13 protein-coding genes are annotated in these 20,254 nt (G+C 68.2%); all 13 read left to right on the forward strand.

Features of this window, described 5'->3' with window-relative positions; all coding sequences use genetic code 11:
* The first annotated feature begins 562 nt into the window (after positions 1 to 562).
* The 13 genes from AC3FJ6_RS22515 (at position 563) to AC3FJ6_RS22575 (ending at position 20,252) form a co-directional block, all read left to right on the forward strand.
* On the forward strand, positions 563 to 1,249 hold the full coding sequence (locus AC3FJ6_RS22515) for a hydrolase (protein WP_153947043.1): 687 nt from the start codon (positions 563 to 565) through the stop codon (positions 1,247 to 1,249).
* Between the two features lie 249 nt (positions 1,250 to 1,498).
* Complete coding sequence (locus tag AC3FJ6_RS22520) at positions 1,499 to 2,413, forward strand: alpha/beta fold hydrolase (RefSeq protein ID WP_254775882.1); 915 nt, start codon at positions 1,499 to 1,501, stop codon at positions 2,411 to 2,413.
* Between the two features lie 13 nt (positions 2,414 to 2,426).
* A complete protein-coding gene (locus AC3FJ6_RS22525; protein WP_488773821.1) occupies positions 2,427 to 4,373 on the forward strand; it encodes an amidohydrolase in 1,947 nt (648 codons plus the stop codon).
* A 48-nt stretch (positions 4,374 to 4,421) separates the two neighbouring features.
* Positions 4,422 to 4,856 carry a DoxX family protein gene (locus tag AC3FJ6_RS22530; protein WP_153947040.1) on the forward strand — a complete coding sequence of 145 codons (435 nt, stop codon included), beginning with the start codon at positions 4,422 to 4,424 and terminating at the stop codon, positions 4,854 to 4,856.
* The gene (locus tag AC3FJ6_RS22535) at positions 4,853 to 6,469 is read left to right on the forward strand and encodes an MFS transporter (RefSeq protein ID WP_488773822.1); all 1,617 of its coding nucleotides are present in this window, start codon (positions 4,853 to 4,855) and stop codon (positions 6,467 to 6,469) included. Before AC3FJ6_RS22530 ends, AC3FJ6_RS22535 begins: the two co-directional genes overlap by 4 nt.
* 62 nt (positions 6,470 to 6,531) lie before the next feature.
* Complete coding sequence (locus tag AC3FJ6_RS22540; RefSeq protein ID WP_400394581.1) at positions 6,532 to 6,810, forward strand: XapX domain-containing protein; 279 nt, start codon at positions 6,532 to 6,534, stop codon at positions 6,808 to 6,810.
* The gene (locus tag AC3FJ6_RS22545; RefSeq protein WP_488773823.1) at positions 6,797 to 7,891 is read left to right on the forward strand and encodes a porin; all 1,095 of its coding nucleotides are present in this window, start codon (positions 6,797 to 6,799) and stop codon (positions 7,889 to 7,891) included. The genes AC3FJ6_RS22540 and AC3FJ6_RS22545 overlap by 14 nt, the downstream gene beginning before the upstream one ends.
* 243 nt (positions 7,892 to 8,134) lie before the next feature.
* Entirely contained in the window at positions 8,135 to 8,515 is a 381-nt protein-coding gene (locus AC3FJ6_RS22550; protein WP_488773824.1) for a response regulator transcription factor, read from the forward strand.
* 40 nt (positions 8,516 to 8,555) lie between these two features.
* On the forward strand, positions 8,556 to 14,138 hold the full coding sequence (locus AC3FJ6_RS22555; RefSeq protein WP_488773825.1) for an AAA family ATPase: 5,583 nt from the start codon (positions 8,556 to 8,558) through the stop codon (positions 14,136 to 14,138).
* Between the two features lie 138 nt (positions 14,139 to 14,276).
* Positions 14,277 to 16,010 (forward strand): ubiquinone-dependent pyruvate dehydrogenase, encoded by a 1,734-nt coding sequence (poxB, locus tag AC3FJ6_RS22560; RefSeq protein ID WP_488773826.1) that lies wholly within the window; start codon positions 14,277 to 14,279, stop codon positions 16,008 to 16,010.
* Between the two features lie 251 nt (positions 16,011 to 16,261).
* Positions 16,262 to 17,494, forward strand: coding sequence for a cytochrome c (locus AC3FJ6_RS22565; protein WP_488773827.1), 1,233 nt, complete (start codon positions 16,262 to 16,264; stop codon positions 17,492 to 17,494).
* Complete coding sequence (locus AC3FJ6_RS22570) at positions 17,491 to 17,979, forward strand: (2Fe-2S)-binding protein (protein WP_488773828.1); 489 nt, start codon at positions 17,491 to 17,493, stop codon at positions 17,977 to 17,979. The genes AC3FJ6_RS22565 and AC3FJ6_RS22570 overlap by 4 nt, the downstream gene beginning before the upstream one ends.
* A complete protein-coding gene (locus tag AC3FJ6_RS22575; RefSeq protein ID WP_488773869.1) occupies positions 17,979 to 20,252 on the forward strand; it encodes a xanthine dehydrogenase family protein molybdopterin-binding subunit in 2,274 nt (757 codons plus the stop codon). The genes AC3FJ6_RS22570 and AC3FJ6_RS22575 overlap by 1 nt, the downstream gene beginning before the upstream one ends.
* The last annotated feature ends 2 nt before the right edge of the window (positions 20,253 to 20,254 follow it).

Consider the following 20,254-nt stretch of genomic DNA (forward strand, 5'->3'; position numbering starts at 1 on the left):
ATGTTGCGGTGCCGCCCGACGGGCGGCAAGTCAGGCGAAATCCGCGCGCACGGGGGCGACACGGGCCGGGGCGCGCCCAGCATTTCAGCACAGCGCGCGCCGCTTCGCCACCCATACCATTGGCTGAGTGGACAGCGCCGCCAAAACGCCCCGCAAAACCCTGCTTGTCGGCGGGCCCGCCAAGACCTATACCAAGTGGGTATGGCGAAGCCGCACGCGCCCGCCTACCCTGCGCGTGCCTTGTTATCCCGTCGCCCCCTGTTGCCCCCGTCGCCCATGTCCAGTCCTGTCCACTGGCGTGATCGCACGCCCGCCCGTCGCCGCCTGCCCGGCGCCTGCAAGTTCGCGCGCGGACGCCGCGGCGGACCGCTAATCCGTAGACACGATCGCCTAATACGATGGGCCAATGGCTGCAGACGCATGTGCCGTCTAGTCTTGCGTCGGGTCGCATCTTGCCTGTGCCCAGGCATGACGACTTCGATGCAACCCCGGTGCAGGACGGGCCAGCGCACGCTGCGCCGTCCGCGCCCAGCCCCAACCTTCGTTTCAAGGAATTTTCATCATGTCGAACCCGAAGCTCGAAGTACTGACCCCGCAGAACAGCCAGCTGATCATCATCGACCACCAGCCGCAGATGGCCTTCGGCGTGCAATCGATGGACCGCCAGGCGCTGAAGAACAACGTGGTGGGCCTGGCCAAGGCCGCGAAGATCTTCAACGTGCCGACCACCATCACGACCGTCGAAAGCGAATCGTTCTCGGGCTACACGTACCCGGAAATCCTCGACGTGTTTCCGAATGCCAAGACGCTGGAACGCACCTCGATGAATTCCTGGGACGACCAGAAGGTGCGTGACGCCCTGAAGGCCAACGGCCGCAAGAAGGTCGTGGTGGCCGGTCTGTGGACCGAAGTCTGCAACACCACCTTCGCCCTGTGCGCCATGCTGGAAGGCGACTACGAGATCTACATGGTGGCCGACGCCTCGGGCGGCACCACCAAGGAAGCCCACGACTACGCCATGCAGCGCATGGTGCAGGCCGGCGCCGTGCCCGTGACCTGGCAGCAGGTGCTGCTGGAATGGCAGCGCGACTGGGCGCACCGCGACACCTACGACGCCGTGATGAAGCTCGTCAAGGAACACTCGGGCGCCTACGGCATGGGCGTGGACTACGCCTACACGATGGTCCACAAGGCCGCCCAGCGCACCGGCACGCCGCATGAATCCATCGCGCCGGTGCCGGCACGCTAATCACCCGCGCCATCGGCATTCAATTTATTTGAATGAAATGTACAGCGCGAGTGCGGCAGTCACCGCATTCGCGCCGCTACAGTTCATGCCATCGCAGCACGGCCGGCGGATAGCCAGGAAATGCGCCGGGCCGATAACTCAAACAATCTGAACTACTTCTTGCAGGGATATCTCATGTCCAACATCGCCCCCCAATCCCAGGCCGAACAACACGACGCGTCGCGCCGCAAGCTGCTGGTCGGCAGCACCATGGGCGCAGCCGCTGCCACCGTGGCATCGATGGCCGCGCTGACGCCGGCTGCCGCGGAAGCCGCACCGGCCGCGGGCCGCCAGTCGAAGCAGGGTCACTACGTGACCACCAAGGACGGCACGCGCATCTTCTACAAGGACTGGGGTTCGGGCCGCCCCGTGGTGTTCTCGCACGGCTGGCCGCTCGACGCCGACGCCTGGGACGCCCAGATGCTGTTCCTGGTGCAGAAGGGCTTCCGCGTGATCGCCCACGACCGCCGTGGCCATGGCCGCTCGGACCAGCCGGCGCAGGGCAACGACATGAACACCTACGCCGATGACCTGGCCGCCGTGCTCGACGCGCTGGACATCAAGGGTGCCACGCTGGTTGGCCATTCCACCGGCGGCGGCGAAGTGGCCCGCTACATCGGCCGCCACGGCACGAAGCGCGTGGCCAAGGCAGTGCTGATCGGCGCCGTGCCCCCGACCATGGCCAAGAGCGCCGCCTACCCGAACGGCCTGCCGCTGGAAGTGTTCGACAACATCCGCAAGGGCGTTGCCGAGAACCGCTCGCAGTTCTACAAGGACCTGGCCACGCCGTTCTTCGGCTTCAACCGCCCCAACGCCAAGGTATCGCAGGGCACCATCGACGCCTTCTGGGCGCAGGGCATGGCCGGCGGCATCCTGGGCCAGTACCTGTGCATCAAGGAGTTCTCGGAAGTGGACTATACCGAGGACCTGAAGAAGATCGACGTGCCCACGCTGATCCTGCACGGCGACGACGACCAGATCGTGCCGATCGACAATTCGGCCAGGCTGTCGGCCAAGATCGTCAAGAACGCCACGCTGAAGGTCTACCCCGGCGCTTCGCACGGCATGTGCGTGATCAACGCCAACCAGGTCAATGCCGACCTGCTGGCCTTCCTGAACGCCTGAGCCGCCTGAAATCATGTCAGTTACCCGCCGGCAGTTCATCGCCTCGGCCGCCGCGCTCGGCGCGGCAGCCTCTTCGGAGCTTTTCGCCATGTCACCGAACCCGACTCCCGATCTCATCCTGGTCAACGGCAAGTTCACCACCCTTGACAAGTCCAACCCGCAAGCCGATGCCGTGGCCATCCAGGACGGCCGCTTCCTCAGCGTCGGCACGCGCGACGAGATCATGAAGCTCGCGGCTGCCAGGACGAAAGTGATCGACCTGAATGGCCGGCGGGCCATTCCCGGGCTGATCGACAGCCACATGCACATCATTCGTGGCGGCCTGAACTACAACATGGAGCTGCGCTGGGACGGCGTGCGGTCGCTGGCCGACGCCATGCGCATGCTCAAGGACCAGGTCGCCCGCACGCCCGCGCCGCAATGGGTGCGCGTGGTCGGCGGCTTCACCGAGCACCAGTTCGCCGAAAAGCGCCTGCCGACCATCGAGGAACTGAACGCCGCGGCGCCGGATACGCCCGTGTTCATCCTGCACCTGTACGACCGCGCCATCCTGAATGGCGCCGCGCTGCGCGCCGTGGGCTACAACAAGGACACCCCGAACCCGCCGGGCGGCGAGATCATCCGCGACAAGAGCGGCAATCCCACCGGCCTGCTGCTGGCCAAGCCCAACGCGACCATCCTGTACGCCACACTGGCCAAGGGTCCGAAGCTGCCGCCCGAGTACCAGAAGAACTCCACGCGCCATTTCATGCGCGAAGTGAACCGCCTGGGCGTGACCGGCGTGATCGATGCCGGCGGCGGCTACCAGAACTACCCCGAGGACTACAACGTCATCGAGGAACTCCACAAGGAGGGCAACCTCACGGTGCGTCTGGCCTACAACCTGTTCACGCAGAAGCCCAAGGAAGAACTGAGCGACTTCAAGGCCTGGACTTCCACGGTGAAGCCGGGCCAGGGCGACGACCTGTACCGCCACAACGGCGCCGGCGAAATGCTGGTCTACACGGCCGCCGACTTCGAGGACTTCCGCGTCGAGCGCCCCGACATGCCGCCGTCGATGGAAGCCGACCTGGAGCCGGTGATCCGTCTGCTGGCCGAAAAACGCTGGCCGTGGCGCCTGCATGCCACGTACGACCAGACCATCGACCGCGCGCTGGACGTCTACGAGAAGGTGGCCAAGGACGTGCCGTTCAACGGCCTCAACTGGTTCTTCGACCACGCCGAAACGATCTCCGACCGCAACATCGACCGCATCGCGGCACTGGGCGGCGGCATTGCGGTGCAGCACCGCATGGCCTACCAGGGCGAGTATTTCGTCGAACGCTACGGGGCCAAGGCTGCCGAAGCCACGCCGCCGATCAAGAAGATGCTGGAAAAGGGCGTCAAGGTTGGCGCCGGCACCGATGCCACGCGCGTCGCGTCGTACAACCCGTGGGTGTCGCTGTACTGGCTGACCACCGGCAAGACCGTGGGCGGCATGTCGATGTATCCGCAAGCCAACCTGCTCGACCGCGAGACGGCGCTGCGCCTGTGGACCGAAGCCAACACGTGGTTCTCGTCCGAAGAAGGCAAGAAGGGCCAGATCAAGGCTGGCCAGCTGGCCGACCTGGCCGTGCTGTCGGCGGACTACTTCGCCGTGCCGGGCGACGACATCCAGGACATCACGTCCGTGATGACGGTGCTGGGCGGCAAGGTGGTCTATGGCGACAACGAGTTCGGCACCCATTCGCCCGACATTCCGCCGGCCATGCCGGACTGGTCGCCAGCCCGCCATGGCAGCCAGTACCAGCCGCGCCCGACGGCCAAGGCAAGGCAGCTGGCGATGAACACCGCCTGCGGCTGCGCCAGTTCGTGCGGCGTGCACGGCCACGCGCATGCCAGGGCGTGGACGTCCAGCGTGCCGACGTCGGACGAAAGCAGCTTCTGGGGCGCCCTGGGCTGCTCCTGCTGGGCGTTCTGACGCCGGCCGCATCCCGCCATCCGCATTGCATCGAACCGGAGACCCGTCATGCCCTATACCTCTTCCCCGCTGGCGGCGGCCGGCGACACCACGCACCGGCTGCCACGCTGGATGCACTGGATCGCCCTGCTGCTGCTGTGCGCGGCGTACCTGCAAGGCGGGCTCGTCAAGCTGTTCGACTTCTCCGGCGCGGTGGCCGAGATGCAGCATTTTGGCCTCAGCCCCGCCGTGCCGATGGCGGCGGCCACGATCGCGCTGGAACTGGCTGCGCCGGCCATGATCCTGCTCGGCGTGTACCGCTGGGTCGGCGCGCTGGCGCTGGCCGCCTTCACGCTGGCCGCCACCTTCATGGCCAACCGCTTCTGGAGCGCCCCGCCCGATGCCTACTTCATGCTGATGAATGCGTTCTTCGAGCACCTGGGCCTGGTGGGCGGCTTCCTGCTGGTCGCCTGGCACGACCTGCGCACGCGGGGTCGCGCATGACGCAAGCTGCCGCACCCTCCACGGCCAGGTCGTCCGGCTCGTTCGCGCCGCTGGCCCAGTCGACGTTCGCCGTCCTCTGGGTGGCCACGATCCTGGGCAATATCGGCAGCTTCATGCGCGATGTGGCCAGTGCGTGGCTGGCCACCGACCTGTCGTCGTCGCCGGCCGCCGTCGCCACCATCCAGGCGGCGGCCACGCTGCCGGTCTTCCTGCTCGCCATTCCGGCGGGCGTGCTGTCCGATATCCTGGACCGCCGCCGCTTCCTGATCGTGATCCAGATCGCGCTGGCAGCCGTCAGCGGTTCGCTGGCCTTCCTGTCGTGGCAGAACGGGCTGACGATCGAGATCCTGATTGCGCTGGCGTTTGCCGGCGGCATCGGCGCGGCGATGATGGGGCCAACCTGGCAGTCCATCGTGCCCGAACTGGTGCCGGCGAATACGCTGCGCCAGGCCGTGGCCCTGAACGGCCTGGGCGTCAATATCGCGCGCGCCATCGGCCCGGCCATGGGCGGCCTGCTGCTGGCCGGGTTCGGCGCGGCCGCCACCTACTGTGCCGATCTGATCAGCTATGTGTTCGTGATCGGCGCGCTGATCTGGTGGAAGCGCCCCGTGCAGCCGAGCGATCCGCTGCGCGAGCATTTCTTCAGCGCCTTCCGCGCCGGGCTGCGCTTCACGCGGGCCCATAGCAAGCTTCACATCGTACTGCTACGTGCGGCCGTGCATTTCGCGTTTGGCAGCAGCGTCTGGGCGCTGCTGCCGCTGGTGGCCAAACAACTGCTGCACGGCGGTGCCGGGCTGTACGGCGTGCTGCTCGGCGCGGTTGGCGCAGGGGCCATCCTGGGCGCGCTGTCGATGCCCACGCTGCAAAAGCGCCTGGATGGCGATGGCGTGATCCTGGTGTCGGCCATCGCAACCGCCGTGGTCATGGCCGGGCTGTCGTTCGCCCCGCCGGTGTGGCTGGCGCTGCCGCTGCTGTTGGTACTGGGCGCGGCGTGGATCCTGGCGCTGACCACGCTGGGCGGCGCGGCACAGGCCATCCTGCCGAACTGGGTGCGCGGCCGTGCGCTGGCCGTCTACCAGATGGTATTCAACGGCGCGCTGGCCGGCGGCAGCCTGCTGTGGGGCTTTGTGGCCCAGGCACTGGGCACGCCGCACGCGCTGCTGATTGCCGGCGCGGGCCTGGTCGTGGCGGCACTGTTGCTGAACCGCATCCGCCTGCCGCGCGGCGAGGAAGACCTGGGGCCGGCGCATCACTGGCCCGAACCCGAGATGGCCGACGACATCGCCCACGATCGCGGCCCGGTCATGATCCTGATCGAATACTGCATTCCGGCGGCCAACCGCGAGGCATTCCTGCGCGCTGTCCATCACCTGTCCGAGGAACGTCTGCGCGACGGCGCCTTCAACTGGGGCGTCATGGAAGACCCGGCCAACCCGGAACTGCTGACCGAATGGTTCCTGGTCGAGTCGTGGGCCGAACACCTGCGCCAGCATCGGCGCGTGCCGAATGCCGATGCCGACCTGCAGCGCGACGTGGCCCGGTTCCATGTGGCCAGCGAGCCGCCGCGCGTGCGGCACCTGCTGGGCGTGGGGCTGCCGGGCGCCACGCGCTGATCCCGGCATCCACCGTTTCGTTGTTTTGTTGTGTTGTTGTGTTGTTGTATTGCGAGACCATCATGAAGATCTATCTTGTCTCTCTTGGCGCCGGCATCCTGGTCGGCATCATCTATGCCCTGATGCAGGTGCGCTCGCCCGCGCCGCCGGCCGTGGCGCTGATCGGCCTGCTGGGCATGCTGATCGGCGAACAGGTGGTGCCGCCGATCAAGCGCATGATCGCCGGCGAGCCCGTGACCCTCTCGTGGTTCCATTCCGAGTGCGTGCCGAAGATCACCGGCACGCCCGGACCCGCCACGCTGACGGCAAAGACCGATGAAAAGACCGATGCGGCGCACTGACGGGCTGGCGTTGCTGGCGGCGCTGGCCGCACCCGCATCGGCGCTGGCGGCCGACTCCGTGACGATCTACGGCCGGCTGAACACCGCCATCGAATACTCGCGTGCCAGCACGGCCACCGACGGCACGTCGCTGGGCAGCGTGGTCCGCCAGACCAATTACCGCTCGGTATGGGGCCTGCGCGGCGAGGAAGGGCTGGGCGGTTCCCTCAAGGCCGTCTGGCAGATCGAAAGCAACCTGTCGATCGACAACGGCCAGGGCGGCATCGCCACGCGTAATTCCCGCATCGGCCTGCAGGGCGACTACGGCCTGCTGTTCATGGGGCACTGGCATACGCCCTATACCGAGTCGACCATGGCGTACGACCCGTACTATCCAACCACGGCCGGCTACATGGCGCTGATCGGCAACGGCTCGACGTCCAGCTCGGATAACGTGCAGGACACCAGCTCGTTCGACCGGCGCCAGAAGAACATCCTGCAGTACCGCACGCCGCAGCTGGCCGGCGTCAGCGTCTGGCTGGGCTGGGGCCTGCCGGAGGAGAAAAACACGGTCGCGCGCAACCCGGCGCTATATTCGGCCGCCGTGGTCTACGACCAGGGGCCGCTGAATGCCACGCTTGCCTACGAAATCCACCAGCACTACCAGGCCGCCGGGCGTAACGACGATGCACTGAAGGTAGGTGTGGCCTACCAGCTGTTCAAGGGCACGCGCATTTCGGCGCTCTACGAACACCTGCACTACCGCACCGACACCGGCGACCTGCAGCGCAACGGCTACTATGCGTCGCTGGTGCAGCAGCTGGGCCCGGGCAGCGTGCGGCTGGGCGTTGCGCTGGCCGCCAACGGCACGGGGTCATCCACCGATACGATCGGCTTTTTCCGCAGCGGCCCGGAGACCGGCGCCACGCAGTTCACGGTCGGCTACGACTATCCGCTGTCCAAACGCACGGCGCTGTTCGTCTTCTACAGCCGCATCAACAACAGGAAGAACGCGATCTACGACTTCGCGATCAACGAACTGGGCGTCAGCGCCGGGGCCGACCCGCAGACGTTCGCCCTGGGCATGCGGCACAACTTCTGAGGTCGGATGCCACGCACGGGGCGTCACTCATACCTTGGTATGGGTTCGCTCCGATTCGTGGCGGAGCGGGGCGGAAGCGAATATCCTTGTGGGTTTCCGCGCGGATCATGGTTGCTGCGCCGGCTTCCGCTGCCGGCGGCGCACCGGCAATACCACCGTATGATGTCGAGCATGGCCCGGCGGGATTATGCTGTGCGCGAGCGGTGGCCCCTGTCACCGCTCCAGACTTCTCAAGGATTCCGTGTGACTGCCACCCCCGTGATTGCCATTGTCGACGACGACGCCTCCGTCCGGCATGCCATGGGCAGACTGGTGCGCTCGCTGGACATGACCGCGGAACTCTATGGCGGCGGCTCGGAACTTCTGGCATCCCCGTCGATCGCCGGCATCGACTGCGTCATCACCGACGTGCAGATGCCCGGCATGAACGGCTTTGCCCTGTGCGAGGCGCTGCGCGCCCGCGGGCACAGGATGCCCGTCATCTTCATGACCGCCTTCGCACAGGAAGGCTACGAACAGCGTGCCCGCGACGCCGGCGCGGCCTGTTTCCTGAACAAGCCCTTTCAGGATACGGATATCATCGGCTGCATCGAGGACGCCCTGCACATCCGCCCCGGAAACTAGGCCCGCTCCCAGGTCTCCCATTTTTCTCCGGCGCCGCCCCATGACGACCGACGAATCCAGCCTGCCGACTCACTTCCGGAACGGCCCGCAAGACGCGCTCTCCCTGTCGGAATACCGCTTCGAAGCCTGCGTGCAGGATGGCATCGTGGCACTCTCGCGCGGTGCGCATGCCCGCACCGGCAGCACGCTGATGCTGGCACACGCGGCGTCCCCGCGCGCGGAGCCCGATGCCGCGCGGCGCATCGAGACCGAATTCGCGCAGCGCGGACTGCTGCGCGCGGAATGGGCGCTGGTGCCGCGCGCGCTCACCCGCTACCGCCAGGGCGTGGCGGCCATCTACGACGACCACGCCGGCACCCCGGTGTCCGCCCTGGCGGGCCAGCGCCTGCCCGTGGCGCAGGTGCTGTCGATCGCGCTCGGTGCCAGCGCGGCGCTGAAGGCCGTACACGAGTGCGGCCTCGTGCATCGCGCCATCACGCCGTGCAGCCTGTTCGTCGATGACGCGGGACGCTGCCGGATCGGCCGCTTCGGCTTTGCCATCCACGCCTCGCAGCCCGATGCCGACCGCCCCGCCCTGACCATGCTGGCGGGCGAAGCCCCGGCGTACATGTCGCCCGAGCACACGGGGCGCACGCGGCATGCCATCGACGCACGCAGCGATCTCTACGCGCTGGGTGTCATCGTCTACCAGTTGCTGACCGGGCAATTGCCGTTTGGCGTCAGGAACCCGGATGACCTTGGCGAATGGATTCACGGCCACGTCGCCGGCACGGCGCTGCCGCCCGATGCCATCGCACCCGGCGTGCCGTCCATGCTGTCGCGAATCGTGCTCAAGCTGCTCGAAAAGAGCCCGTCGCGCCGCTACCAGACCGCCGCCGGACTGCACGCCGACCTGACCCGGTGCGTCGATGCATGGCATTCGCATGGCCATATCGAACCGTTCGAAACCGGCGAGCGCGACATCTCCGCCGATCTGGCGCTGCCGGACAGCCTTTACGAGCGCAATGGCGAACTTGCCGCCCTGACCGACGCGTTCGCCAGAGTGCAGGCCAGTGGCACACCGGCCGTGGCGGCACTGGCCGGGCCATCGGGGGCAGGCAAGAGCACCCTGACGCAGGCCTTCCTCCAGACCATGCAGGCGCGGCGCGCGTGGTGCGCGACCGGCAAGGCGGACCCGTCCCGCCAGGCCGTGCCCTACGCCGTCCTCGCCGATGCCTTCCGCATGCTGGTTCATCAGATCCTCGGCCTGCCCGAAGAGGCGGTGCGGATGTGGCAACTGCGGCTGGCGCAGGGCCTCGGCAGCTACGGGCAGGTTGCGGCGCGCATCGCGCCGGCCTTGCGACTGCTGGTCGCCGATTTTCCGGCGCCGCCCGCCGCGCAAGGCGCCGATGCCGATGTGCACGTCGGCATCGCGATGCGCCAGCTGGTGCAGGCGTTTGCGCAGCCAGACCTGCCCTTCGTGCTGCTGATCGACGATATCCAGTGGATCGACCAGCCGTCGCTGCAGCTTCTGGCGCGCCTGGCCGATGCCTCGACGCCGCTGCCCATGCTGCTGGTCTGCAGCGCGCGCACCGCTGACGCGTCGCCGCTGGCCGCACTGCGCCAGCGGTCCGCCGTGCGGGACATCGCCGTGCCCAACCTGTCGGTGGCATCGGTCGCCACGTTGCTCGCCGAGGCCCTGCGCATGCCCGAGCCGGCCGTGCAGACCCTCGCGCAGCGGGTCCACGCCAAGACGCTGGGCAACCCGTTCTTCGTCAGGCAGTTCCTGCGGACGCTGGCCGACGAACGGCTGATCCACTGCTCGCCCCAGGGCGACAGCTGGCAGTTCGACCTGGTGGCCATCGAGCAGCGCAGCTACACCGACAACGTGGCCGAACTGTGCCTCCAGCGGCTGCACCGGCTGCCGGCGGAAACGCGCGACTGCCTGCGCGGCATGGCGTGCCTGGGCAGCCATTCTCCGGTCGCACTGCTTTGCGACATCTTCGACCTGTCCGAACGCGCACTGCATGCGCGGCTGGCGCCGGCGCGCGCCGCGGGGCTGCTGATGCTGGCCGAGCAGGCGTACTTCTTCACGCACGACCGCATCCAGGAAGCCGCACACGACGGCCTCGACGCGACCGCACGCGCCCGGCTCAGCCTGCGTGCAGGACGCCTGCTCTCGCAATCGACCGGGCGCGATGGGCGCGACGACCTGCTGTTCCGTGCCGCAGACCTGCTGATGCACGGCGAGACGCAGCAGACGTCGATCGACGACGCCCGTGCGATTGCCACGCTGTTTCTGGACGCCGCGCGGCGCGCTCGCAGCACGGCCGCCTACGCCGCGGCGCTGCAGTACATCGACAGCGGCCTGCGCCGCGCGTGCGGGCCGGGCATGCCGTCCGCTGCCGCAGACGGGCTGGTGTTCTCGCTGCGCGAGGAACAGGCCCACTGCTGGTTCCTGCAAGGCCGGCTCGACGAGGCGCTGGCGCTGGCCGCCGAACTGCTCCAACGGCCGACCGGCCCATTGCGGCAGACCGGCGTATACCGGCTGCAGATCGAAATTCACATGCGACGGTCCGAGAATGCACTGGCGGTACAGCAGGCCATCGAGGGGCTGCATGGCTTCGGCATCGACCTGCCGCCGCATCCCTCCGATGCGCTGTGCGATGCGCTATATGCCGAGATCCGGCCGCAGCTAGACGCCACGCAGCTAGACGCCCTGCTTGCCCTGCCGGATGTGGCCGACGCCCGCATCGACGCCGCCATGGGCCTGCTGGCGGCACTGCAGATTCCGGCCAGCTTCACGGACCCGAACCTGGCGTTCGCCACGCTGTGCCAGATGATGCGGCTCACGCTGGCACGTGGCATGAGCGCATCGGCCACCGCGTCGCTGGGCTGGCTCGGCGTGCTGGTGTGCCATCGCTATGGGGCATACCACGACGGCTTTCGCTACGGGGAACTGGCGCGACGGCTGACCACACGTGCCGGCTACGCCGGGCACGAGGCGCGCACCCTGTTGCCGCTGGACCAGCTCAGCGTATGGACCCAGCCGCTGTCCTATTCGATCGAGTGCGCACGGGCCGGCTTTGCCGCGGGCGTGGCACACGGCGACATCACCACGGCCTGCTATGCGTGCTGTCATGTCGTGGCCGTCATGCTGGCGCGTGGCGATCCGCTCGACGAGGTCGAGGCCGAAATCGCGCGCGGCCTGCAGTTCGTACGCGCCGCCCGGTTCGGCGACGTGGAGGCCATCCTGCTGCTGCAACAACGGTTCGTCGAGGGGCTGCGGACGCTTGCGTGGCAGGCCGCCGGCGTGCCGACGGGTCAGGCGCCCGCCGAGGAACGCCTCAGCACGTTCGAGTTCTGGCAGGCCGTGTATCGGTCGAACGTCCTGCTGCTGGCTGGCCATGTCGATGCGGCCGCGCGGTGTCTCGACCACGCGGCCACGTTCGCATGGTCAGCGCCGGCCCATATCCATCAGCTCGACTTCCACCTGATGCGTGCGCTGACGCTTGCCGCCCAGCTCGACGCATCGCCGGCCGCGCCCGATGCGGCAGCCTGGCAGATGCTGCGTGCCGACGCCCGCAAGCTGCGCGACTGGGCGCAAACCAACCCGTTGACGTTCGCCGACAAGGCGCTGCTGGTGGAGGCCGAGTTGGCCCGGCTGGAAGGCGACGCGCTGACGGCCATGTCGCGCTACGAACGGTCCATCGCCCATGCCACCGCGCACGGCTTCGTGCAGGTTGCGGCCATGGCCCACGAGCGCGCGGCGCGGCTCGGCGACGCGCATGGGCTGGCATCGGCCGCCGCCGCGCATCGTCGCCATGCGCGCGACGCATACCTGCGCTGGGGCGCCGTCGGCAAGGCACGGCAACTGGAATCCGACCATCCGGATATCGTGGAGGCCACGCCACTGCGTACCTGGCATCTGGGCACCAGCGCGCAGACGCTCGATGCCGAGAGCGTGATCAAGGCATCCCGGGCACTGAGCGAGGAAATCCGTCTCGACCGCCTGATCGACAAGCTGATGACGATCGTGCTCGAGTACGCCGGCGCCCAACGCGGCCTGCTGATCCGCATGCGCCCCGAAGGGCCGGTCGTCGAGGCCAGCGCGGACACCACGGCCGATGGCATTCATGTGCGCGTCACCCAAGACCCGGTCACCACCAGCGCACTGCCCGTGACCATGCTCCATACGGCGGTACGCACGGGACAGGCCGCCATGGCCGGCACGTCGGCCGGCGCCAACCCGTTTGCGACCGACCCGTACTTCGGGCTGGCCGCCCACCGGGCGGAGCTGTCGGAGCCGGCGGAACTGGCGGGCATGGCGGACATCTCCGCGCTGTGCATTCCGATGCTGCGCCACAACGAGGCCATCGGCGCGCTCTACCTTGAAAACCGCCTGGTGCGCGACGCCTTCACGCTGGACCGCACGCGCGTGCTGGAGCTGATCGCCTCGCAGGCGGCCATCTCGCTGCGCACGGCACGGCTTTACGACGACCTGCTGGCCGAAAACGAACGCCGCCAGCAGGTGGAGCGCGAACTGCGCGCCAGCGAGGCATCGCTGGCCATGGGCGAAAGTGTCAGCCACACGGGCAGCTGGCGCTGGGACCTGAAGCGCGACCGCTTCACGGGCTCGGACGAACTGCGCCGCATCTACGAACTCGACCCCGACCAGCACGACCTGCCGTTCGCGGTCTTCCTGTCGCACATGCATCCCGAGGACCGCGAGATGGTGCGGCACGTCACCGAGACCCATGTCGCGCGGCAGGCCACCGTCCGCGTGGAGCACCGCATCGTGCGGTCCGACGGATCGATCCGCTACCTGGCCGCCATCGGCAAGCCGTTGCCCGGCGACGATGGCGAACTGGACTACGTGGGCACGGTGACGGACATCACCGCGCGCCGCCAGGCCGAAGACGCGCTGCGCAGCGCCCAGGCCGACCTGGCCCGCGTAGCGCGCGCCACCACGGTGGGCCAACTGACCGCGTCGATCGCGCACGAGGTGAACCAGCCACTGATGTCGATCGTGTCGAATGCCGGCGCCAGCCTGCGCTGGCTGGCCCGGCCCACGCCCGACATCGCCAATGCGCGCGAAGGGCTGGAGGCGATCCGCAGCGAAGGCCAGCGCGCAGGCGACATGATCCGCAGCTTGCAGGCGCTGACGCGCAACGCCGCGCCGGTGCTGGCCCAGGTGGACATCCACCAGGCCATCCGCCATATCCTGGCGATTTCGCGCAACGAGTTCGAGCGGCGCCAGATTGCACTGAAACTGTCGCTCGATGCCGAACCCGCGCATGCCTTTGGCGACGACATCCAGTTGCAGCAGGTGATCCTGAACCTGGTGGTCAACGCCATCGACGCCATGGGCGAGATCCACGACAGGCCACGCTTGCTGCACCTCGCCACGCGCCTGGTCGATGACCAGTGGCTGGAAGTCAGCGTAGCCGACACCGGCACCGGCATCGGGCCGGACCTTGCCGAGCAGGTGTTCGAGCCGTTCTACACCACCAAGGTCAACGGCATGGGCATGGGGCTGGCCATCTGCAAGTCGATTGTCGAAGCGCATCGCGGCCAGTTGCGCGCCGAGGCGCTGGCGCCGCACGGCAGCCGCTTTGCCTTCTCGATTCCGCGCCAGCAGTAGCCGCCCCGGCGTACCGTGCGAATTCGAAAGTGCGGCCACCGGAATACAAGGCTGGCGGATCTGCCCGACGTAGGCTAGGTTGAATCTTTCGCTGCCTGGCTTATCTGACAGGCATCCCTTCCGGACAAGGAGCACAGCATGGCCACGGAAAATGCAGCCGATCTGATCACCTCGGTGCTGCACGGCGCCGGCGTTCGCCGCATCTTCGGCGTCGTTGGCGACAGCCTCAACGGACTGACCGAATCGCTGCGCCAGCGCGGCGACATCGACTGGATCCACACCCGGCACGAGGAAACCGCTGCCTTCGCGGCCGGCGCGGAAGCGCACCTGACCGGCAACCTTGCCGTGTGCGCCGGCAGCTGCGGGCCGGGCAACCTGCACCTGATCAACGGGCTGTTCGATTGCCATCGCTCACGCGTGCCGGTGCTGGCCATTGCCGCACACATTCCAAGCGCCGAGATCGGCCGCAACTATTTCCAGGAAACGCATCCCGAGCAGCTGTTCCGCGAATGCAGCCACTATTGCGAACTGGTGTCCAGCGTGGAGCAGCTGCCCGGCGTGCTCGAGACCGCGATTCGCGCGGCCGTGGGGCGTCGGGGCGTGGCGGTCATCGTCATTCCCGGTGACGTGGCGCTGCGGGCCGTTGCGACGGCAGGGATATCCGCACCGGCGTCGATGACGCTGCCCGCGCCCGTGGTGGTGCCCGACGCCGCTTCGCTGGACGCACTGGCCGAACTGCTGCGTGGCGGCCAGCGCACCACGCTGCTGTGCGGGCGCGGTTGCGCCGGCGCGCACGACCAGGTGGTGCGGCTGGCCGAGACACTGAAGGCGCCGGTGGTGCACGCGCTGGGCGGCAAGGAATTCATCGAATACGACAACCCCTACGACGTGGGCATGACGGGGCTGATCGGCTTCAGTTCCGGCTACCACGCCATGCAAAACTGCGACACGCTGGTCATGCTGGGCACCGACTTCCCGTATCGCCAGTTCTATCCCGAACGAGCCCGCGTGGTGCAGATCGACGTACGGCCGGAAAACCTGGGGCGTCGCACGCGGCTGGATCTCGGCCTCGTGGGCGATGTGGCCGCCACGCTCGACGCGCTGCAGCCACGCCTGACCCCGCAGGCCGACACCGCCTTCCTCGATGCGAGCGTGCGCCACTACCGCGACGCACGCAAGCAGCTGGACGACCTGGCCACCGGCGACAGCGGCCGGCGCCCGATCCATCCGCAATACCTGGCCCGGCTGGTCAGCGAGCAGGCCGCCGACGATGCGATCTTCACGTTCGACGTGGGCACGCCCACCATCTGGGCGGCACGCTACCTGCACATGAATGGCCGGCGCCGGCTGATCGGATCGCTGGCGCACGGGTCGATGGCCAACGCGCTGCCGCAGGCCATCGGCGCGCAGGCCGCCTTCCCCGACAGGCAGGTGGTGAGCCTGTCCGGCGACGGTGGCTTTGCCATGCTGATGGGCGACTTCCTCACGCTCGTGCAGCAGGGGCTGCCGGTCAAGGTGGTGATCTTCAACAACAGCGTGCTGGGCTTCGTGGCGCTGGAGATGAAGGCATCGGGCTTTCTGGAGAGCGGCACCTCGCTGCAGAACCCGGATTTCGCTGCCATGGCTCGCGCGGTGGGCGTGCACGCGCAGCGCGTGGAAGACCCGCGGCTATTGCCGGATGCCGTTGCGTCGATGCTGGCGCACGATGGGCCGGCCCTGCTCGACGTCGTGACCAACACCCAGGAGCTGGCCATGCCGCCCGCGCTCAAGGCGGAACAGGTCAAGGGTTTCAGCCTGTGGGCGCTGAAGGCCGTCATGAACGGCCGCGCCGACGAACTGGTCGAACTGGCGAAAACCAACCTGCTGCGCTAGGCGCCCGCTGCCGCGCCTGACCTGGCTGACTCCCCTCGCCCACACGGCCGAGGGGAGTCAGCCATTGCGCCCGCCACCACACGCCTGACCGCTCCCATCTCATACCTTCGTTTAGCGCGTCACCGACCACGCGGCAATTGAAGCCACCCTGCCCTGACTTCTACGATGCCTGTCAACAAGACACAGGAATCCACGGGAGCCCCCAGATGCCGTTGCCACGCCGATGGTTATCCATCCTCCTCATTGCCGCCATGCTGGCCATCGCAATGGCCGCGTACCTGATGTGGGAGCCGGCTATCGCGCCGGTGGCACCACCGGCTCCGGCATCGTTCGACCGGCAACGCGTGCTGCGCGGCGCCCAGGTGGTGGCACAGGGTGATTGCGCGGTATGCCACACCGCCAGGGGCGGCAAGCCGTTTGCGGGCGGCCTGCCGCTGGCCACGCCGTTTGGCACGATCTACTCCACCAACATCACGCCCGACCCGGAAACGGGCATCGGCAACTGGTCGCCCGAGGCATTCACGCGCGCCATGCGCCGTGGTATCGCCCGCGATGGGCACCAGCTCTACCCGGCCTTTCCGTATATCCATTTCACGCGCATGTCGGACGACGATATCGCGGCGGCCTACGCGTACCTGATGCGGCGCGATCCGGTACAGGCCCGCACGCCAGCCAACGCGCTGGTGTTCCCGCTGAATTTCCGCCCGCTGGTGGCGTTCTGGAACGTGCTGTTCCTGCGGCCCGGCCCGCAGGCCCCCGATACCTCGCGCAGCGCGCAATGGAACCTCGGGCGGTACCTGGTTGACGGCCCCGGCCACTGTGCTGCGTGCCACACGCCGCTGAACCTGATCGGCGGGGAGAAATGGAGCCAGGCGTTCGAAGGCGGGGTGATCGACGGCTGGGAGGCACCGTCGCTGGCCGCCCTGGCGCATGGCCCCGTGCCGTGGACAGCGCCGGAACTGGTGACCTACCTGCGCACCGGTGTCTCGTCGGCACATGGGGCCGCGGCCGGGCCGATGCTGCCCGTGACCCGCGAACTGGGCACCGTGCCGCAGGCCGATGCCGAAGCCATTGCCGCCTATCTGCTGGGCCTGCGCAAACCCGCCCCCCGGCAGGCCGGCCCCGGCAGCGCACCCGTCGATACGCAGGCCGTCCAGCGTGGCCAGGTGCTGTTTGCCGGCGCCTGTGCGTCGTGCCACGGCGATCGGTCGCCCATGCAGCAATTCGGCGACCGGCCAAGCCTGGCCACCAGCAGCGCCATCCATGCCACCACGCCGCGCAACGCCATCCAGATGATCCTGCAAGGCGTGCCATGGGAAGGCGAGGACGCCCTGCACTTCATGCCCGCGTTCCACCAGGCCCTGGATGATCGCCAGATCGCGGACCTGACCGTCTATCTGCGGGCCACCTATTCCCGCCTGCCGCCGTGGAACGACGTTGCGCAGGCCGTTACCGACATCCGCAAGGGAGATGCCCCGCAATGATCCAGCTCACCGTCAACGGCACCACCCATTCCCTCGACATCGATCCCGCCACGCCGCTGCTCTATGCCTTGCGCGAAGACCTGCGGCTCAACGGCGCGAAGTTCGGCTGCGGCCTGGGCCAATGCGGCGCCTGTACCGTGATCGTCGATGGCCAGCCGACTTTCTCGTGCCTGCTGCCGGTGTCGGCCGTGGGCAAGCGCCCGGTGCGGACCATCGAGGGCCTTGGCAGCGCGCGCAAGCCCGGCGCGCTGCAGCAGGCGTTCATCGATCACCAGGCGGCGCAATGCGGCTATTGCATCGCCGGGATGATCATGCGCGCCCAGGCGCTGCTCGATCGCAACCCGCATCCGGACGATGCCGAGATCCGCGCGCACATGGAGCCCAACCTGTGCCGTTGCGGCACGCATATGCGCATCCTCGCAGCCATTCGCGCAGTGGCGGATGCCGGCAAGACCGGCATCAAACCCGCCACGGAGGCCGCATGATGGATCCCGTAGACGACATCGCGAACGTGGCCAATCCGGGCCGGCGCGCCTTCATTGTGTCCGGCTCGCTGCTGGTGGGCTTCTCGCTACTGCCGGGCAGGCAGGCGCTGGCGCAGATGGTGCTGGCCGACGAAGGCGCGGCCATTCACGTGGGCAAGGGGCTCGAAAAGCTGCCCGGCAGCCTGAAGACCAACCCGTATCTGGACGCCTGGATCCGCGTGGCACCTGACAACGCCGTCACCGTCCATACGGGCAAGGTCGAACTCGGTACCGGTATTCGCACCGCGCTGCTGCAGGTGGCCGCCGAGGAACTGCAGATCGATCCGCGCCGCATCACGTTCCTGACGGCCGACACCGTGCGGCTGCCGGACGAAGGACTGACCGCCGGCAGCCATACGATGGCCGACAGCGGCAGCGCGCTGCTGCATGCCGCAGCCCAGGTACGCGGCCTGATGACCGATGCCGCCGCGCGCGTGCTGCGCGCGGACCCGGCCACGCTGACCGCGCGCGACGCGCGCATCGCGGCCCGCGATGGCCGTTCGGTCACGTTTGCCGAACTGCTGCCGCATGTGAACCTGCACACGATGGCCACGCCGACGTCGCCGCTACGCGATCCGGCATCGTTCACCGTGATCGGCACCGCCATGCCGCGCCTGGATATCCCCGGCAAGGTAACCGGTGGACCCAGCTACGTGCAGGACCTGAAGATGCCTGGCATGGTGCATGCCCGCGTGGTCCTGCCGCCGGCCTACGAGGCGCCGCTGCTGTCCGTGGACGAAGCCGGCGCGCGCGCCACGCCCGGCTTTATCGCCATCGTGCGCGACGGCAGCATGCTGGCCGTGGTGGCCCAGCGCGAATGGCAGGCGGTGCAGGCCCAGCGCGCGCTGTCGGCCGGGTGCCGCTGGGGCAAGGGCCGCGCCCTGCCCCAGCCAGACCAGGTGGCGGCGCAGTTGCGCCAGATCGCCACGGAGCGCATCGTGATTGCGGACACCAGGGCGCCGATGCCGCCGGCGGCGAAGACACTGGAGGCCACCTGCACGAAACGCTACCTGATGCACGGATCGATCGGCCCGTCGTGCGCGGTGGGTCATCTGCAGGACGGCAAACTGACCGTCTGGACCCATTCGCAGGGGGTCTACCCGCTGCGCGACGGCCTGGCCGAGATGCTGTCGCTGCCCAAGGATGCCGTCCGCTGCGTGCATGTGGAGGGCTCGGGCTGCTATGGCCACAACGGCGCCGACGACGTGGCCGCGCACGCCGCGCTGCTGGCCCGCGCCCTGCCGGGGCGCCCGGTGCGCGTGCAATGGATGCGCGACCAGGAACACATGTGGGACCACTTCACACCGGCCATGGTCACGCACGTCAAGGCATCGCTGTCGGCCGACGGCACGATCGTCGATTGGGACTATGCGCTGTGGAGCAGTTCCCACAACGAACGGGTGGTCAACGCCGGCCGGCTGCTGCCTGCCACGCAGCTCGCGCGGCCGTTCAAGCCGGCGCCGTCCACGCCGATGCTGCAACCCGAGGGCGGCGGCGACCGCAACGCGATTCCGCTCTACCGGCTGCCCGCGAGCCATATCGTCAACAACTTCTCGCCGACCATGCCGCTACGCACGTCGGCCATGCGGTCGCTGGGCGCGCACATGAACGTGTTCACCATCGAGACCTTCATGGACGACCTGGCACGTGCGGCGGACACCGACCCGGTGGCATTCCGCATCCGCCACATGGACGACCCCCGCGCGCTCGACGTGATCCGTCTGGCGGCACAGCGGTTCGGTTGGCCGCGCCGCCAGCGCAAGCCCGGACACGGCGTGGGTTTCGCCTTCGGCAAGTACAAGAACCTGATGGCCTACGTGGCGATGGCGGTGGAAGTGGCCGTGGAACGCGATACGGGCCAAGTTCGGCTGACACACGCCGACGTGGCGGTGGACTGTGGACAGATCGTCAATCCCGATGGCGTGCGCAACCAGATCGAGGGCGGCATCCTGCAATCGGCCAGCTGGACGCTCTACGAGCAACTGCGCTTCGACGCCAATGGCGTGCGCAGCTTCGACTGGGGCAGCTATCCGATCCTGCGCTTTTCCGCGGTACCCGCGCAGGTGCGCGTGCATCTGGTGGATCGCCCCGGCACCCCGTTCCTGGGTGTGGCCGAAGCGGCAATGGGCCCGACCGCCGGCGCCATCGGCAATGCCCTGTTCGATGCCACGGGCCAGCGCCTGCGCGACATGCCGCTGGCCGGCGAGCGGCTGCGCCACCTGATTGCGCCCTGAGC

The organism is Cupriavidus sp. 94F1, assembly GCF_057798875.1.

What these genes read in the sequence shown, in the direction of transcription:
- AC3FJ6_RS22565 (WP_488773827.1), top strand. Translation starts at nt 16,262, where the DNA reads ATGCTGGCCATCGCAATGGCCGCGTACCTGATGTGGGAGCCGGCTATC.
- AC3FJ6_RS22555 (WP_488773825.1), top strand. Translation starts at nt 8,556, where the DNA reads ATGACGACCGACGAATCCAGCCTGCCGACTCACTTCCGGAACGGCCCG.
- AC3FJ6_RS22545 (WP_488773823.1), top strand. Translation starts at nt 6,797, where the DNA reads ATGCGGCGCACTGACGGGCTGGCGTTGCTGGCGGCGCTGGCCGCACCC.
- AC3FJ6_RS22525 (WP_488773821.1), top strand. Translation starts at nt 2,427, where the DNA reads ATGTCAGTTACCCGCCGGCAGTTCATCGCCTCGGCCGCCGCGCTCGGC.
- AC3FJ6_RS22575 (WP_488773869.1), top strand. Translation starts at nt 17,979, where the DNA reads ATGGATCCCGTAGACGACATCGCGAACGTGGCCAATCCGGGCCGGCGC.
- AC3FJ6_RS22535 (WP_488773822.1), top strand. Translation starts at nt 4,853, where the DNA reads ATGACGCAAGCTGCCGCACCCTCCACGGCCAGGTCGTCCGGCTCGTTC.
- AC3FJ6_RS22515 (WP_153947043.1), top strand. Translation starts at nt 563, where the DNA reads ATGTCGAACCCGAAGCTCGAAGTACTGACCCCGCAGAACAGCCAGCTG.
- AC3FJ6_RS22530 (WP_153947040.1), top strand. Translation starts at nt 4,422, where the DNA reads ATGCCCTATACCTCTTCCCCGCTGGCGGCGGCCGGCGACACCACGCAC.
- AC3FJ6_RS22570 (WP_488773828.1), top strand. Translation starts at nt 17,491, where the DNA reads ATGATCCAGCTCACCGTCAACGGCACCACCCATTCCCTCGACATCGAT.
- AC3FJ6_RS22520 (WP_254775882.1), top strand. Translation starts at nt 1,499, where the DNA reads ATGGGCGCAGCCGCTGCCACCGTGGCATCGATGGCCGCGCTGACGCCG.
- poxB (WP_488773826.1), top strand. Translation starts at nt 14,277, where the DNA reads ATGGCCACGGAAAATGCAGCCGATCTGATCACCTCGGTGCTGCACGGC.
- AC3FJ6_RS22540 (WP_400394581.1), top strand. Translation starts at nt 6,532, where the DNA reads ATGAAGATCTATCTTGTCTCTCTTGGCGCCGGCATCCTGGTCGGCATC.